Genomic DNA, 14982 nt, shown 5'->3' with positions numbered 1-14982 from the left:
TCAGTTGCCCCCTGCCACACGGAGTTCAGCGTCGGCGGCCGCCACCTCGGCTTCGTGGTCGACAACGCTCGCCGGCACGACCCACGCCCCATCGGCGGCGTGCGAGGCAGCGACGGCCTCCACGAACTGCACGCCGATGAGACCGTCGATGCCCGTCGGGAACGACAGCTCGCGGATGGTCGACGGGCGCGCATCCCGTCGCGCCTCGAGCTCGTCGGCGAGGTCGCGGTAGAAGTTGCCGAACGCCTCGAGGAAGCCCTCCGGGTGCCCGAGGCCGACCCTCGTGAGCCTGGCTGAGTCCTCGGAGAGCGAGGCGAGGCCGTGCGTGAAGACCGTGGTCGTGCCCTCGAGGTCCTGGAAGGTCAGGTGGTGCGGGTCCTCGTGCTGCCACTCGAGACTTCCCTCGTCGCCGAAGACGCGGATGCGCAGCCCGTGATTGTGGCCCGTCGCGGCCATGCTCGCCCAGAGCCGACCCGGGACCTCGTCACTGAACTCGAGTGCGACCGTCGCATTGTCGAAGACCTTCCGACCAGGCACGAGAGTGTGGAGCTGCGCCGAGACGCGATCGGCCTCGAGGCCGGTGATGTAGCGAGCGAGGTGGTAGCCATGCGTGCCGAGATCGCCGACGACGCTCGGGAACCCCGCCACGTCGGGGTCCGTGCGCCAGCTCGCCTGCTTGTGGCCGGTCAGCTCGAGCGGCGTCGCGGCCCAGCCGGAGGCGTGTTCCACGTCCACGAACGTGAGCCGGCCGAGGCGACCGTCGCTCACCATGCGTGCCGCCTCTCTGACCATCGGATACGCCGAGTAGCAGTGCGGCACGGCGAGGATCACGTCGTTGGCCGCCGCGAGGTCGACGAGCTCGCGAGCTGTCGCGGAGTCCCGCGTGAGCGGCTTCTCGCACACGACGTTGATACCGCGCTCGAGGAACGCCTTGGCCACCTCGAAGTGGCTGTCATTCGGCGTCGCGACGACGGCGATGTCGATGCCGTCCTCGCGTGCGGCCTCAGCCTCCGCCATCTGCTGGTACGTGTCGTAGGTGCGCTCAGGCGCGACCCCGAGGGATGCGGCCACTCCGGCCGACTGCTCACGGTCGCGCCCGAAGACCCCCGCGTCGAGCGAGTACCGGTCATCCATCCGCATCCCGAAGCGATGCGTCTTGCCGATGTCGGCGCCGATGCCGCCCCCGACCATTCCTGCGCTCAGCCGGCGCGCGTTCTGTGTGCTCATGCCACCCTCGTTGCTCATCGGATGCGTGCCCGGCAGTGCTTGCTGCTGCTTGCTCGCGTGTCTTGGACAAATATAGATCGGTGCAAATAGTTCCACACTGCGACGGAAAAGGCCATACGCTGGTGACTCGACCGAAGCGCAGTCAGGAGGTGACACCGTGGAGGAGACCCAGAAGTCAGCCTCGACCCCCGTCACCATCCGCGACGTGGCCGAGCGGGCCGGTGTCTCCAAGTCGCTGGTCTCGCTGGTGCTGCGCGATGCCCCGCACGTGAGCGACACCCGCCGCGCGGCCGTCCTCACCGCGATCGCGGAACTCGGCTACCGCCCCAACGCGCACGCACGCGGACTCTCCCGCGCCAAGACCCGAACCGTCGGGCTCGTCGTCAACGACCTTCGCAACCCCTGGTTCGTGGAGCTCCTCGAAGGGGCCTCCGCGACGCTCCACGCCTCCGGCTACGCGACGCTCCTGACTGACAGCCGCACCGACCAGCGCATCGGGCGCAGCTCGCTGGATGCCCTCATCCAGCAGGGCGTCGACGGCATCGTCGTCATCGGCACCACCTCAGAAGGTGACGCCGTCGCCCGCATCGCCGACGACGTGCCCGTCGTGCTCGCCGGCACCCTTGACCCCGACCTTCCCGCGGTCGACATCGTCACGAACGACGACGAGGCCGGCGCCCGCCAGGTCACCCGCCACCTGCTCGAGCTCGGCCACACTCGCATCGCCTACCTCCGTGGGCCCGGTCGAATCAGCGAACTGCGGGAGCAGGGCTTCCTGCGAGCCATGACCGAAGCCGGACTCGCCGCTCACGCCGTCGTCGAGGCTGGCGGCATGAGCGAGGAGAGCGCGCAGGCGGCCGCCGGACGGCTCCTCGGGGCCCCGGAAGGCGAGCGGGTCACCGCGATCTTCGCCTTCAACGACGCGTCCGCCATCGGCGTGCTCTCGGTCGCCAACACCCTCGGACTGCGGGTGCCCGCCGACCTGTCCGTTGCGGGCTACGACAACTCCCCGCTCGCGAAGTTCCAGGTGGTGTCGCTCACCTCCGTCGACACCGGCAACTTCGCCATCGGAGTGCAGGCCGGCACGCTCCTCCTCGAGCGGATGCAGCACCCCGTGCAGCTCCAGCGCGTGCAGCGCGTTGCAACGAGTCTCGCCGTGCGCGGCTCGACCGGCAGCGCACCGGCCTGACTTTCGCGGCGGCTCGATCGCAGCGCTTCTGCCTCACCGCCGCATGATGGCCTGAACCCTGCGCGATACTGACCGGGTGACCCCGAACATCCGCGACGCCACCGTCGACGACATCCCCGCGATCACCGAGATCTACAACGAGGACGTGCTGACGACAACCGTCAACTGGAACGCCGCCACCGTCGACGAGGACGACCGCCGCGCCTGGTTCGCCGGCCGAGCAACCGCCGGACTTCCGGTCCTCGTCGCTGTCGACGAACTCGGCGCCGTGCTCGGCTACGCGACATACGCCGACTTCCGCACCTTCTCGGGCTACCGGCACACCGTCGAGCACTCGGTGTACGTGCGAGGCGAAGCCCGCGGACGAGGGCTCGGCAAGGCACTGACACTCGCGCTCATCGACCGCGCCCGGAGGGCAGGCAAACACGTCATGGTCGCCGCCATCGACGCAGACAACTCGGCATCGATCAGCCTGCACGAGCGCCTCGGCTTCACGCACGCGGGTCGCCTCGACCAGGTCGGCACGAAGTTCGGCCGCTGGCTCGACGTGATCTTCCTGCAGCTCATCCTCGACGCCGGCGGCCCGGGCGACGCCGGGCGAAGCTAGCAAGACTCCCGACCAACATCAGTGCAAAAATCGGGCCGTCGAGCTCGGTGCAGACTCCAGGCGGCGATTCTGCACTGATGTTGGTCACGAAGGCGCCAAGCAGTATGCGCCACAGCACCAACGAGCTGAGCTGCTACTCGACGACGACTCGGAACGCCGAAACCGGGCTGTCGACGGCACCGCGCACATGACTGCCCGCGGCGGCCGACGCCCGCAGGAACTCGACGACTTCGACCGTGATCTCCTCGCCAGGCAGCACGTTCGGGATTCCCGGCGGGTACGCGGCGAGCGAGTCGGCGGAGATGCGCCCGATCGCATCCGTCCACGGAACTGTCTCGGCGTCGGCGAGGTAGGCGGCGCGGGGGCGGATGCGCATCTCCCCCGGTCCAGGCATCGGCGGGATCGTGACAGCAGCGTCGCCTGGCACCTCGGTGGCGGGCGGCGCCGCGGTGGCATCGGCCGCGATTGCGGCGAGCGCGTCCAGCAGGACACGCGCATCCGGCGTCTTGCCGATGCCGACGACCGCGACGACGCAGCTCACGGTGGCCATCTCGACCATGACGCCGAACTCGCGGGCGAGGCGCAGCCGCACGGTGTGCCCGTCGAGGCCCGTCGCGCGGATGTCGACGGGGATGCGGAACGGGTCGATCGCGACCGTCGACGGGTACGCGTCGAACGCGTCTGAGACGACCGGGAAGCGACCGTCGGCGCGGAACATGTCGCGGGCGGCGAGCACGGCGGCGTAGGACGCCTCGAGCAGGTCGCGGCGCTCGACGAGGTCGCGGCGGTCGAGGTCCAGCGACGCGAGCAGCAGCGAGCTCTCGCTTGTCGACGCGGTCATGCGGTGGGCTCGCTCGACGTGCGGTTCGAGCGCCCGAGCGATGGGACCGTGCCCGAGGTGCACCAGCGCACTCTGCGAGAGCGACGAGGTGAGCTTGTGGGTGCTCGTGACGACGAGATCAGCGCCGAGGCGCACGGGAGAATCGGGAAGCTCGGGAAGGAACCCGAAGTGAGCGCCCCAGGCGGCGTCGACGATGAGGGCGGCACCGGCCTCATGCACCACCTCGGCGATGCCTGCGACGTCGGCGACGGCGCCGAAGTAGCTGGGCGAGACGATGTAGACGGCCGCGACGGCGCCGCCGCCGGATGCGCGTCGCTCGGCCAGCGCATCCGCGACCGCGGCGGGGGTGACCCCGTGGGCGATGCCGTGCTCGAGGTCGACTTCGGGCAGCACGAAGCTCGGCGACGACCCGCCCAGGATGATGCCGTCGACGAAGCTCGAGTGGGCGCTGCGCTGCATGAGCACGCCCTCGCCGAGCCCGCGCGCGGCGAGCGCAGCCATGCGGTTGCCCATCGAGGAACCGCCGGTGAGGAACCAGGTTCGGGATGCACCCCACGCGTCCGCGGCGAGACGTTCGGCCTGCTCGCGAGGCGACCCGTCGCCGAGGTCGATGCCGTCGAGCAGTGGCGTCACGTCGAGTTCGAGGACCCGCTCGCCGAAGTACTCCGCCTGACCCAGGCCGAGACCGGTGGCGTCGGCGCCGTGGCCCGGCACGAGGAAGGCAGTGGAGTCGCGGGCGGCGTGCACGGCGAGCGCGGCGGCGTATGGCGCCCCTGCGGTGTCTCGACTCGCGCCGGTCGAGTTCTCGAGGGGCATCGCGCTCTGAGGTGGGTTCGCAGACACCCCACCGAAGTCGCCTTCGGCGTCGTCGTAGGCGAACGTCGGAACCTCGGGTGCGTGCGTCATGCCCCCATCGTGCCAGGGTCGCTTGCAAGAGAGAATGGCAACTTGACGGTATGGCTTCAGTCGTAGACTGAAGCCATGTCACACCGCCAGGCGCCGAATCTTCCCGACTTCAGGGGGCTGGCAGCGTTCGACGCCGTTCTCGCGGAGGGCTCCGTCGCCGCGGCGGCGAACAGGCTCGGATGGAGCCATCCGACCGTCGATCACCATCTCCGGCGACTCGAGCAGCAGGCAGGCGTCAAGCTGCTGGAGCGCGGCCCCCGTGGCAGCACCCCGACCGCAGCGGGCCGCGTCTTCGCAGTCCGCGCGAGGCAGCTGCTCGAGGCCGGCCGCAGGGCGTTCACCGAACTCGACGCCTGGCTCGACGACGAGCGGCGACTCGTGCGCTTCGGCATCTTCCCCACCCTCGGCGCGCTCGTCGTCCCCGGCATCCTGCGCCGAGCGGAACTCGCGCGTCTCAGCCTTGAGCTGACACTTGACGAGTGCGAACGGCTCGCCAGACAGCTGGAGCAGGGCCAGCTGGACGCGGCTGTTCTCTTCCAGGCCCCAGGGCTGCCGACGTCCCTCTCAGCCGAGGTCACGACCGAGCTGCTCTTCGCTGAGCCCCTCGTTCTGGCGGTGCACCGCTCGCATCCCCTCGCCACCACGGAGCCGAGCGAGCCCATTCGAGAGTTCACCGAGCTGCGGCAGGACCGGTGGGCGTTCGGCGCATCGGGCGGCGACACGCTCGACGAGGCCACGCGCGAGCTGTGCCGGCGGGCCGGTTTCGAAGCGAGCACGGGCATGCACTCCGACGACTACCCCGCGATCCTCGGGATGATCGCGGCGGGGCAGCTCGTCGCCGTCGTCCCCGCTTCAGTCGCGACCTGGCACGACGATGCAGTCGCGTTCCTGCCCATCGATACTGCGACGCTCACCCGCGAGGTCGTGCTCGCCACACGGGAGGAGCCTCCGGCCGCGCTGAGAGACGCGATCGCGGGGGCACTGTCGGAACTCAGGACTCGCTGAGGCGGCCGTCTCCCGCCTTGCCAGCCGATTGCGTCACGGTCGGAAACCTCCCGGTGACAGGCCCTAGGGTCGTGTTGTTCTAACAAATGACGGAAGGCGAACAGTGACCAGCAACGTTCCTGAACTCGGACTCAACGACGGCACCACGATCCCCGCGATCGGCTTCGGCACCTTCCCGCACGCCGGCGAGGACTCCGCCGGACCCACACGCGAGGCGCTCTCGCTCGGCTACCGACTCCTCGACACCGCCATCAGCTACGACAACGAGGAAGCCGTCGGCAGGGGCATCCGTGCGTCCGACGTACCGCGCTCCGAGATCGTCGTCACGAGCAAGATCCCCGGCCGTTTCCACGGCTACGACGAGACGCTCACCGGCTTCGACGAGTCGATCGCGCGCCTCGGCCTCGAGCAGCTCGACCTGCTGCTCATCCACTGGCCGCTGCCGCGCCTCGAGAAGTACGTCGACACCTGGCGCGCACTGGTGCAGCTGCAGAAGGACGGCCGGGTGCGGTCGATCGGCGTCTCGAACTTCACCCCGGAGCACCTGACGAAGATCGTTGACGCGACCGGTGTCACACCCGCCGTCAACCAGGTCGAGCTGCACCCGTTCTTCCCGCAGGCCGCGCTGCGCGAGTTCCACGCGGAGCACGGCATCGTGACCGAGGCCTGGAGCCCGCTTGGTCGCGGCGAGCTGCTCGAGCATCCCGTCGTCGTCGAGGTTGCTGCCGCGCACGGCGTCTCGCCCGCGCAGGCCATCCTCCGCTGGCACGTCGAGCTCGGCTCGGTGCCGATCCCGAAGTCGCGTTCCACCGAGCGCCAGGCGAAGAACCTCGACATCTTCGGCTTCCAGCTCGACCAGGCAGAGGTGGATGCGCTCTCCGGCCTCGAGCGCGGACGCATCTGGGACCAGGACCCGGACACCCACGAGGAGTTCTAGCCCCCAGGCCTCGCGCTCGGGCCTGCCCGTTCCGGCCCTCAGCGCAGCGACGGCAGAGAGTTGTGGCCCGGTGCTGCTCATCGACGGATGCACAGCACCGGACCACAATCTTGTGCTCGCGGCGGCGGCGGGGACCGCTTCAGCGCTACAGCTCGTTGCCGCTCACGGCGAACGTGTCGCAGGCGCCCGTGCCCTGCTCGTAGCCGGTCACGAACCAGTTCACGCGCTGCTCGCTGGTGCCGTGCGTGAACGATTCCGGGTTCACCTGGCCCTGCTGGCCCTGGATGTGGTCGTCGCCGACCGCGGACGCGGCCGAGAGCGCCACGTCCACCTGATCGCGCGTGGGCGGTTCGAGGAGCGTCACACCTTCGGCGGTCTCGGTCGTCGCGGCCTCGCCGAGCCAGGCACCGGCGAAGCAGTCGGCCTGCAGCTCGATGCGGACGCCGTCAGACGTGGGCCCGGTGTCGGTGCGGTTCGTGGTGTCGAAGACGCCCATCTGATGCTGGATGTGGTGGCCCCACTCGTGTGCGACGACGTACATCTCGGCGAGCGGGCCGTCCTGCGCGCCGAGCTGCGAGGTGAGCAGCTGGAAGAACGACGTGTCGACGTACATCGAGGAGTCGCCTGGGCAGTAGAACGGGCCGACCGCGTTGGATGCGGTCCCGCACGCCGAGCTCGTCTGGCCCTCGTACAGGATGAACCCGGGCTGCTCGTACGTGACGCCGACGGCCGCGCTCTCCGTCTCCCAGAAGTCGGCGAGCGAGTTCTGGACGCCGACCATGCGGCAGTCGATCTGCGCGTTCGCGTCGGCACCGGTCTGGCACTCCTCGGCGAGTCCCCCGCCTTCGACCTCCTGCTGCGTCTGCTGGCCCTGGTCGACGCCGCTGACGAGTCCCGTCAGGTCGACGCCGAGGAACTGCGAGGCGAGGAACGCCACGATGAGCAGCCCGATCGATCCGCCACCGATCGCGGCCGTCTTGGCCCCCCGGCCGCGCTTCTGCACGCCGCTCGTGTCGAGCTTCGCGTTCTCGTTGAAAGTCATGCGCGAAATCTACTCCGCTGCACGGCGGGCGTGGGCCTCGACGCGAGAGCGTGCCCAAAATGAGGCCGGGCGGGGAGCGGACGCAGCTCGCGCCGCATCCGCTCGCCGCATCCGCTTCTCACCACACGGCACCGGGCCGTCCGGTTCGCCCTCGTCACTCGAGGATGCCGACGACCTTCGTCTGCGTCATGTCCTCGTACGCGAACCGGACCCCTTCGCGACCCATGCTGCCGTACTTGGCGCCGCCGAACGGCATGGCGTCGAAGCGGTAGTCGGAGGAGTCGTTGACCATGACCGCCCCGGCCTCGAGCTCACGCGTCGCTCGCATCGCGGTGCTCAGGCTGCTCGTGAAGACCGCCGCATGGAGGGCGTACTCGGGCTCGTTGGCCAGGTCGACGGCTTCCTCGAACGAGGAGAACGTCTCGATGACGACGATGGGAGCGAACGCCTCATCGGCCCACACGCACTGGCTGCGCGGCACGTCGGCGAGCACCGTCGGCGGGAAGAACGCGCCGTCGGCGCGCCCGCCTTCGAGGAGCCGCGCGCCGGCGGCCACGGCGGCCTCGACCGACTGCTGTGCCGAGTCCGCGGCGGCCTCGCTGATCATGGGGCCGACATCCGTCGACTCCTTCGAGGGGTCCCCGGTCGTCAGCCTCGACGTGGCCGCGACGAACTCGTTCCGGAACCGATCCGCGACCGACTCATGGACGATGATGCGCTGCGTGCCGATGCAGTTCTGGCCTGCGGCCCAGAAGGATCCGGACATGCAGCGCGCGACTGCCGTGGTCAGATCCGCGTCGCCGAAGACGAGGACCGGGGCGTTGCCGCCGAGTTCCATCGATACCTTCTTGATGCCCGCGGCCGCTGCGATCGCCTCACCAGTGCGGAAGCCGCCGGTGAAGGACACCATCCGGATCTCGCGCGCGGAGACGAGTGCCTGCGAGAGCAGTCGGTTGCCGTGCACCGTGGTGATGACCTCGGCGGGCAGGCCGCTCTCGACCAGCAGGTCGACGAGGAGCCTCGCCGTGAGCGGGGTGAGCTGCGAGGGCTTGAGGATGACGGAGTTGCCGCCGGCGATCGCCGGACCGATCTTGTGCGCGACCAGGTTCAGCGCGTCGTTGTACGGCGTGATCGCGAGGATGATGCCGAGCGGTTCGCGCGTGAACCACCCGGTTCGCGTCTCCGATCCTTCGAACGCGTCGAATGGAACGACTTCGCCTGCGTTGCTTCGTGCTTGCACCGCGGACAGCTTGAGGGTGTTCTGGCAGCGCGCGACTTCCTTTCGCGCCTGCACGATGGTCTTGCCCGCTTCGGCGACGATCAGTCGAGCGACCTCGTCCGACCGCTGGCCGAGGAGGGCGGCGGCGTTCTCCAGGACAGTCGCGCGAGCGTGGCGTGACAGCGCGCGGGCGACGAGGCTCCCTGATCGGGCTCGCTCGATGATCTCGGGGAGGTCTTCCGCGGAATGCTGGCGCACGTGCCCGACGACCGCTCCGTCTGCGGGATTCGTGACGACCAGCTCCTCCCCGGTGGCGACCAGACCCGGCGCATGTCCGACGACGGACAGCCGGGCGGTCACAGCGTGACCCCGACGAGGTCGACGAGCTCTGCAGCCGCGGCTCGTTCGCTCGTGCGCGTGGCGGCGTCGATGGCGATGATGTCGGAGAGCAACGCGTACGCCGTCTCGACACGACCAGCTCCTGGGCCCGAGACGGTGACCTGTCCGAGGAGGTCGGTCGTGAACGTCACAGCGTTCGTGGCCCCCGCGATGCCGGCGAGCGGGTGCTCTTCGCCCAGCGCGACCGGCCTCACCGCAGCTGTCACGCCCCCGTCATCCGTTCTCGTCGCCGATCCGATGAGCTTCCATCGAAGCCCCTGCTCGCTGGCCTCGCGGATGTCGGCGTCGCTGATGCCGGAGATGCCCTGCGTGTCGATGCTGGCGAGGGACACGTCGACGCCCAGCACCTGCTGGGCGAGGATCGCGACCTTGAGCCGCACATCCGAGCCCTCGATGTCGGCGGTCGGGTCCGCCTCCGCGTACCCGAGCTCCTGCGCCTCGCGGATGGCCGCCTCCAGTGTCGCGCCTGCTTCGCGTCGCCCGAGCACGTAGTTGCTGGTCCCGTTGAGGATGCCCTCGACGGACGTCGTCGTGAGCCCTGGCAGCATCTGCTGCGCGAACCGGAGGATCGGCGTGCCGCTGAGCACGGCCCCCTCGAACTCGAAGGACAGGCCGCGTTCCTCGGCGAGCGCCGTCAGCGCTCGGGCGTGCAGCGCCACCGGGCCCTTGTTGGTCGTGGTGACGTGCTTGCCGGATTCCAGCGCCCACCGGACGTGTGAGGCGGCGGGCTGACCGTCGACGGGGTTGGTGAAGGTCGCCTCGACGACGATGTCGGCAGGGCAGTCCTGGATGACGTCGTGGTTGCGTGGGTCGGCGCTTCCTCCTGGGAGCGCACTGAAGTCCGCCCCGCGCGGCATGGCCAGCACTGCGGCGAGGTCGATGCCGTCCGGTTGCACAAGCGATCCGAAGGCGAGGTCGGTGATGGCGACGACCCTGAGGCTGAAGCCGAGCTGTCGGGTGAGTCGTTCAGCGTCACTGCTGATGAGCTCTGCGAGTGCGCGGCTGACGCCGCCGAATCCGATGAGGGCCAGGTCGTACGTTCTCACGGTGTCTCCTTCTGGTCGAGGTGACCTCAGCTTGGGCGGCACCTGCGTCAGGCCGATGCTGTCTTTTCGCCGCTGTCGCCTGACGTTTCGGCGGTGCGACTGCCGTTTCGCCTGCCCTCGTCGTAGGGGCTTGTGGAACCCGGTGGCGGATGCATACTTGGGAAATATCCCAGAGAGATGCAATATAGACACCACCACGTGACTATGTAGCACTCGCAGCATCCTGGTCACGACACAGAACTCAAAGGTGAGCCATGTCCCCTTCAACGCATACCGAGCTGCACAACTCGCTCCCCCACACCACCTCCACGCAGGTGCCATTGCGCAAGCTGCAGCGATCGATGGGTGCACGCCACCTGGTGATGATCGCCCTCGGCGGGGTCATCGGCTCCGGCCTCTTCCTGAGCTCCGGATACACGATCTCGCAGGCGGGACCGCTCGGCGCCGTCCTCGCCTACGGCATCGGCGCGGTCGTGGTCTACCTCGTGATGACCTGCCTCGGCGAGCTCGCCATCGCGTACCCAGTGTCCGGGGCCTTCCACATCTACGCCGCGCGAAGCATCAACCCCGCCACCGGCTTCACGACGGCCTGGCTCTACTGGCTGTGCTGGGCGGTCGCGCTCGGCTCCGAGTTCACCGCCGCCGGCATCCTCATGCAGCGCTGGTTCCCCGGCGTCGACGTCTGGATCTGGTGCCTCGTCTTCGCCGCGGCGCTCTTCGGCATGAACGCCATCTCGGCGCGAGTGTTCGGAGAGTCGGAGTTCTGGTTCTCCCTGATCAAGGTGACGGCGATCATCGTGCTGATCATCCTCGGCGGTGCGGCGATCTTCGGCTTCGCCCCGTTCGGCGGGCAGGCGGCGGAAAGCGGCCCCGTGCTGTTCAGCAACTTCGACACGCCTGACGGGCTCTTCCCCACCGGCATCTCCGGTGTCCTCGTCACCGCCCTCGCCGTGTTCTACGCGTTCAGCGGCTCCGAGCTCATCGGTGTCGCCGCCGGCGAGACCAAGGACCCTGCGAAGAACATCCCCAAGGCGCTCAAGTCGACGGTCCTGCGCCTCGTGATCTTCTTCATCGGCGCGATCACGGTGATCGCAGCGATCGTCCCGTACGAGGAGACCGGCGTCACCGACAGCCCGTTCGTGACGGTCTTCGAGTACATCGGCATCCCGTTCGCCGCCGACATCATGAACTTCGTGATCATCACGGCGCTGCTCTCCGCGGGCAACAGCGGACTGTTCTCCTGCGCTCGGATGCTCTTCTCGCTGGCCGAGGAAGGCCACGCGCCCCAGGTCTTCACGAAGCTCACCCGCCGCGGCATCCCCCTTGTGGCCCTCAGCGTCAGCATGCTCGGCGGGCTCGCGTCGCTCATCTCGAGCGTCATGGCACCGGAGACGGTCTACCTCGTGCTGGTCTCCGTCGCGGGCTTCGCCGTGGTCGCGGTGTGGATGTCGATCGTCGCCTCGCAGTTCTTCCACCGCCGGAAGTTCGTGCGCAGCGGTGGCGACGTGCGCACGCTGGCCTACCGCACGCCGCTGTACCCGTTCGTGCCCATCCTGGCGTTCGTGCTGCTGAGCGTCTCGATCGTGGCGATCGCCTTCGACCCGAACCAGATCGCAGCCCTCTACTTCGGGGTGCCGTTCGTCATCGCCTGCTACGTGATCTTCTGGTGGCGCTACACCCGCCGTGGCGCGAAGCCGAGGCTCCTCATCGACGAGGAGGCACCCGTCGCCGCCCCGGATGGGACCGCGACCGAGACCGGGCGTGGGCGCTCACCGGAGAGAAGCGCAGAGCATTGAGCACGCGGATGACGACGGAACCCGTCTGGGTCGAGGTGGATCTCGACGCCATCGAGCACAATCTCCAGGAGATCCAGCGGGAGTTCGCCGGACGCAGCACGCTCTGCATCGTCCTCAAGGCGGACGCCTACGGGCACGGCATCGACCTGCTCGGCCCCGTCGTCATCGCCAAGAACATCGAGATGCTCGGCATCTCGAGTAACCGTGAAGCCGCCCAACTCCGCGCCCTTGGCTTCACGGGGCGTCTCCTGCGGCTGCGTTCTGCGCAGCCGCAGGAGATGCAGGCGGGGGTCCACTGGAACATCGAGGAGTGGATCGGCGGCTTCCCGCACGCCACAACCGCCTCGGCCATCGCCACCGCCTCCGGTCGATCGATTCCCGTTCACCTGTCCGTGAACTCGACCGGCATCACGCGGGAGGGCATCGACGTGTCACGCCCCGCAGGCCTCGCAGAGCTTCGGGCGCTCGCATCCCTCCCCGGACTCGATGTGCGCGGCATCGCGACGCACTTCCCCCTCGAGGATCAGCAGGACATCAGAGCCGGCACGGCCCGGTTCGTCGACGAGGCCGAGACCGCCACGAGCGTGCTGCGAGAGCAGGGTGCCACCTCGCGGATCGACCGCCATTGCGCCACCTCGTACGCGGGCCTGACCGTGCCCGAGTCCCGACTCGACCTCGTCCGCATCGGGGCCGCCCTCTACGGCGACACCGCGGCCGACCCGAAGCGCTTCCGCAGGGCGATGACCGTCAGATCCCGCGTCGCCGCCGTCAACGGATACTCCGCCGGCGAGACCGTCGGCTACGAACGCACCCACGTGCTCGAACGCGACTCCGTGCTCGCCTCGGTCCCGGTCGGCTACGGGGACGGCTTCCATCGGAGCCTGGGCGGTCGCGCGCAGGTGCTCATCCGCGGCAAGCGCGCGCCCGTCATCGACCTGCCCGGCATGAACTGCCTGATCATCGACGTCACGGAGGTCCACGGCGTCTTCCCGGGGGACGATGTCGTGCTCTACGGCAGGCAGGGCGGAGGCGAGGTGACGAGCCACGACCTCGAACTCGCCAACACGCAGATCGCCGCAGACCTCTACACCGCCTGGGGGCGTATCCTCCCCCGATTCGCTGTCGGCAGCGCCGCCCGTCGGCCCGCGCTCGCAGTACGCTGAAGCCCCCACCGTCGCCGACATCCGAGGTGACACGCAGAGAGCTCGACTCCGAGGAGATCGCACCATGCAGCAGCAGTCCTCGCTGGCGCAGGGCCTGTCGCTCCTGACCGCAGCGACGCAGAGGGAGGCCACCGGCCGCTCCGCCTTCACGGTGTCGAGGCTCGCCGACCACACCGGGATCGAACGCAGCCGGGTGTCGCGCCTCACGCAAGAACTCGTCCAGCTGCGGATGCTGGAAAAGAACGAGGAGCTGGTCTTCCGGCCAGGACCTCGCCATTTCCAGGTAGCCGCCGCCCGCCACACCCCGTGGCTGCGAGCGGCACGAAGCGAACTGCGCTCCCTGGTCGCCCGGTTCCCCGTGGATGCGCGCATCTCGGCGTCACTCGGCGACCGCGCACTGCTCCTTCGATTCGAGTCGCCGACGTCGGGGACGACCGCGTCGCTGCGCCCCGGCATGGTCACCCCGATCTGGTGCACGGGGGCCGGGCGTGCGCTCCTCTGGGACTCGTCGCTCGGCACGCTAGAGCAGCTCCTCGGCAACGCGCAGTTCGTCGGCGTCGGCGGACCCCGCGCCGCCTACTCGATCGCCGAGCTGGCCGCCAGAATCGACCGTGATCGGTCAAGCGGTCACGTCGACGCCTTCGAGGAGTTCGAACATGAGTCGAGCGATCTCGCTGTCCCCCTCCGAGGCGAGGGCGAGGTCATCGTGGCCTCGCTCAGCTGCGTCTCCCAAGCCCTCCCGGAAGCCGAGACCCCCGGCCTGATCGCGGCGATGAAGGCCGCGGCCGCGCGCATCACGGCACTCGCCACCTCCGGCAGCTGAGCGTCAGCAGGCGGGAGCGGCCAGCACCTCGGAGAGGCGCGCGGCGGTCCGGGCCACCGCAGCCCCGAGCTCATCGCTCTTCGGCACCATCTCCGCACGGGCGCCGACGATCTGCACGGCGGCGATCACCTCGCCGCGGAAGTCCCAGATCGGAGCGCCGACCGAGTAGAGCCCCGGTTCTGCTTCCTCATCCACGATCGAGTACCCGCGCCGACGCGCGCGCTCCAGGCGCTCGAGGAAGTCGCCGACATCGACCGGAGCATTCGGCCCTGACGCCCGGAAGTCCGCTGCCGCGAGAACGGCGGCCACCTCGTCGTCGTCGGCATCCCAGAGCGTCCCCTGCCCTGCGTCCGAGCAGAACGCCGGATACGGGCGGCCCAGCCAGGAGCCGATCATGCGAGCGTCCCTCGGCAGTGCCTCCACGATCGTCACCGTGCTGTCACCGCTCAGGACGCCGATGAAGCAGGCCTCGCCGGTGTCCCGCGCGAGCCCCTCGAGCAGCGTGAGGCCATCGATCCTCAGGCGTCGCTCCGTGAGCTCCTGAGCGGTCGCGTAGCCGCGCCATCCGAGCTCGTAGCTCCGGTCATCGCGCCTCAGGACCGAGCCATCCTCGGCAAGGTGCTTCAGCGTTCGCGAGACCTGCGAGCGATCACGGTCGAGCGCACCCGCGACCTGAGCCACCGTCGCACGGTGCGGAGGTGTCCGCGTCAGCTGGGCGAGCGTGGTGAGCACGTCGAGGGCACGCCCCATGCTCGAATTCGACTCCACGCTCGCCAGCCTAG

13 protein-coding genes are annotated in these 14982 nt (G+C 69.2%); 7 read left to right on the top strand and 6 right to left on the bottom strand.

What is annotated here, in order from left to right:
- Positions 1-1227: a Gfo/Idh/MocA family protein gene (locus tag ACQFZP_RS14745; protein ID WP_211891833.1), complete on the bottom strand. Its 1227-nt coding sequence runs from the start codon at positions 1225-1227 to the stop codon at positions 1-3.
- A gap of 157 nt (positions 1228-1384) precedes the next feature.
- Between ACQFZP_RS14745 and ACQFZP_RS14740 the strand changes: the two genes are divergently transcribed.
- Together ACQFZP_RS14740 and ACQFZP_RS14735 are read left to right on the top strand one after the other, a co-directional pair.
- Positions 1385-2416 (top strand): LacI family DNA-binding transcriptional regulator, encoded by a 1032-nt coding sequence (locus tag ACQFZP_RS14740; protein WP_211891832.1) that lies wholly within the window; start codon positions 1385-1387, stop codon positions 2414-2416.
- Positions 2417-2492: 76 nt separating this feature from the next.
- On the top strand, positions 2493-3023 hold the full coding sequence (locus ACQFZP_RS14735) for a GNAT family N-acetyltransferase (protein WP_104310443.1): 531 nt from the start codon (positions 2493-2495) through the stop codon (positions 3021-3023).
- 133 nt (positions 3024-3156) lie between these two features.
- Here ACQFZP_RS14735 and ACQFZP_RS14730 read toward each other — a convergent pair whose 3' ends face one another.
- A complete protein-coding gene (locus ACQFZP_RS14730; RefSeq protein WP_249312587.1) occupies positions 3157-4770 on the bottom strand; it encodes an aminotransferase class I/II-fold pyridoxal phosphate-dependent enzyme in 1614 nt (537 codons plus the stop codon).
- Positions 4771-4845: 75 nt separating this feature from the next.
- Here ACQFZP_RS14730 and ACQFZP_RS14725 point away from each other — a divergent pair, with 75 nt between their 5' ends.
- The gene (locus ACQFZP_RS14725) at positions 4846-5775 is read left to right on the top strand and encodes a LysR family transcriptional regulator (RefSeq protein WP_211891831.1); all 930 of its coding nucleotides are present in this window, start codon (positions 4846-4848) and stop codon (positions 5773-5775) included.
- A gap of 103 nt (positions 5776-5878) precedes the next feature.
- Positions 5879-6712: an aldo/keto reductase gene (locus tag ACQFZP_RS14720; protein WP_104310441.1), complete on the top strand. Its 834-nt coding sequence runs from the start codon at positions 5879-5881 to the stop codon at positions 6710-6712.
- 145 nt (positions 6713-6857) lie between these two features.
- Here ACQFZP_RS14720 and ypfJ read toward each other — a convergent pair whose 3' ends face one another.
- The 3 genes from ypfJ to ACQFZP_RS14705 form a co-directional block, all read right to left on the bottom strand.
- Positions 6858-7754 (bottom strand): KPN_02809 family neutral zinc metallopeptidase, encoded by an 897-nt coding sequence (gene ypfJ, locus ACQFZP_RS14715; protein ID WP_211891830.1) that lies wholly within the window; start codon positions 7752-7754, stop codon positions 6858-6860.
- Between the two features lie 154 nt (positions 7755-7908).
- Positions 7909-9333: an aldehyde dehydrogenase family protein gene (locus ACQFZP_RS14710; protein ID WP_307852890.1), complete on the bottom strand. Its 1425-nt coding sequence runs from the start codon at positions 9331-9333 to the stop codon at positions 7909-7911.
- The gene (locus tag ACQFZP_RS14705; RefSeq protein WP_104310439.1) at positions 9330-10418 is read right to left on the bottom strand and encodes a homoserine dehydrogenase; all 1089 of its coding nucleotides are present in this window, start codon (positions 10416-10418) and stop codon (positions 9330-9332) included. The genes ACQFZP_RS14710 and ACQFZP_RS14705 overlap by 4 nt, the downstream gene beginning before the upstream one ends.
- 254 nt (positions 10419-10672) lie before the next feature.
- Here ACQFZP_RS14705 and ACQFZP_RS14700 point away from each other — a divergent pair, with 254 nt between their 5' ends.
- From ACQFZP_RS14700 to ACQFZP_RS14690, 3 genes are all read left to right on the top strand, one after another.
- Positions 10673-12214: an amino acid permease gene (locus ACQFZP_RS14700; RefSeq protein ID WP_104251649.1), complete on the top strand. Its 1542-nt coding sequence runs from the start codon at positions 10673-10675 to the stop codon at positions 12212-12214.
- An 8-nt stretch (positions 12215-12222) separates the two neighbouring features.
- Positions 12223-13377 carry an alanine racemase gene (gene alr, locus ACQFZP_RS14695; protein ID WP_104310437.1) on the top strand — a complete coding sequence of 385 codons (1155 nt, stop codon included), beginning with the start codon at positions 12223-12225 and terminating at the stop codon, positions 13375-13377.
- Between the two features lie 64 nt (positions 13378-13441).
- Complete coding sequence (locus tag ACQFZP_RS14690) at positions 13442-14200, top strand: IclR family transcriptional regulator (RefSeq protein ID WP_104251647.1); 759 nt, start codon at positions 13442-13444, stop codon at positions 14198-14200.
- A 3-nt stretch (positions 14201-14203) separates the two neighbouring features.
- Here the strand turns inward: ACQFZP_RS14690 and ACQFZP_RS14685 are convergent, their stop codons facing one another.
- Positions 14204-14968, bottom strand: a complete 765-nt coding sequence (locus tag ACQFZP_RS14685) for an IclR family transcriptional regulator (RefSeq protein WP_258065797.1) — start codon at positions 14966-14968, stop codon at positions 14204-14206.
- Positions 14969-14982: the final 14 nt, after the last annotated feature.

The organism is Pseudoclavibacter sp. Marseille-Q434, assembly GCF_050315415.1.
In the GTDB taxonomy this organism is placed as follows: domain Bacteria; phylum Actinomycetota; class Actinomycetes; order Actinomycetales; family Microbacteriaceae; genus Pseudoclavibacter.
Note: the sequence above shows the minus strand (reverse complement) of the source record. Positions and strands in the feature narration are given on the sequence as shown.

Coding starts and splice junctions, on each gene's coding strand:
- ACQFZP_RS14745 (WP_211891833.1), bottom strand. CDS start 1,227: ATGAGCACACAGAACGCGCGCCGGCTGAGCGCAGGAATGGTCGGGGGC.
- ACQFZP_RS14730 (WP_249312587.1), bottom strand. CDS start 4,770: ATGACGCACGCACCCGAGGTTCCGACGTTCGCCTACGACGACGCCGAA.
- ACQFZP_RS14725 (WP_211891831.1), top strand. CDS start 4,846: ATGTCACACCGCCAGGCGCCGAATCTTCCCGACTTCAGGGGGCTGGCA.
- ypfJ (WP_211891830.1), bottom strand. CDS start 7,754: ATGACTTTCAACGAGAACGCGAAGCTCGACACGAGCGGCGTGCAGAAG.
- ACQFZP_RS14700 (WP_104251649.1), top strand. CDS start 10,673: ATGTCCCCTTCAACGCATACCGAGCTGCACAACTCGCTCCCCCACACC.
- alr (WP_104310437.1), top strand. CDS start 12,223: ATGACGACGGAACCCGTCTGGGTCGAGGTGGATCTCGACGCCATCGAG.
- ACQFZP_RS14690 (WP_104251647.1), top strand. CDS start 13,442: ATGCAGCAGCAGTCCTCGCTGGCGCAGGGCCTGTCGCTCCTGACCGCA.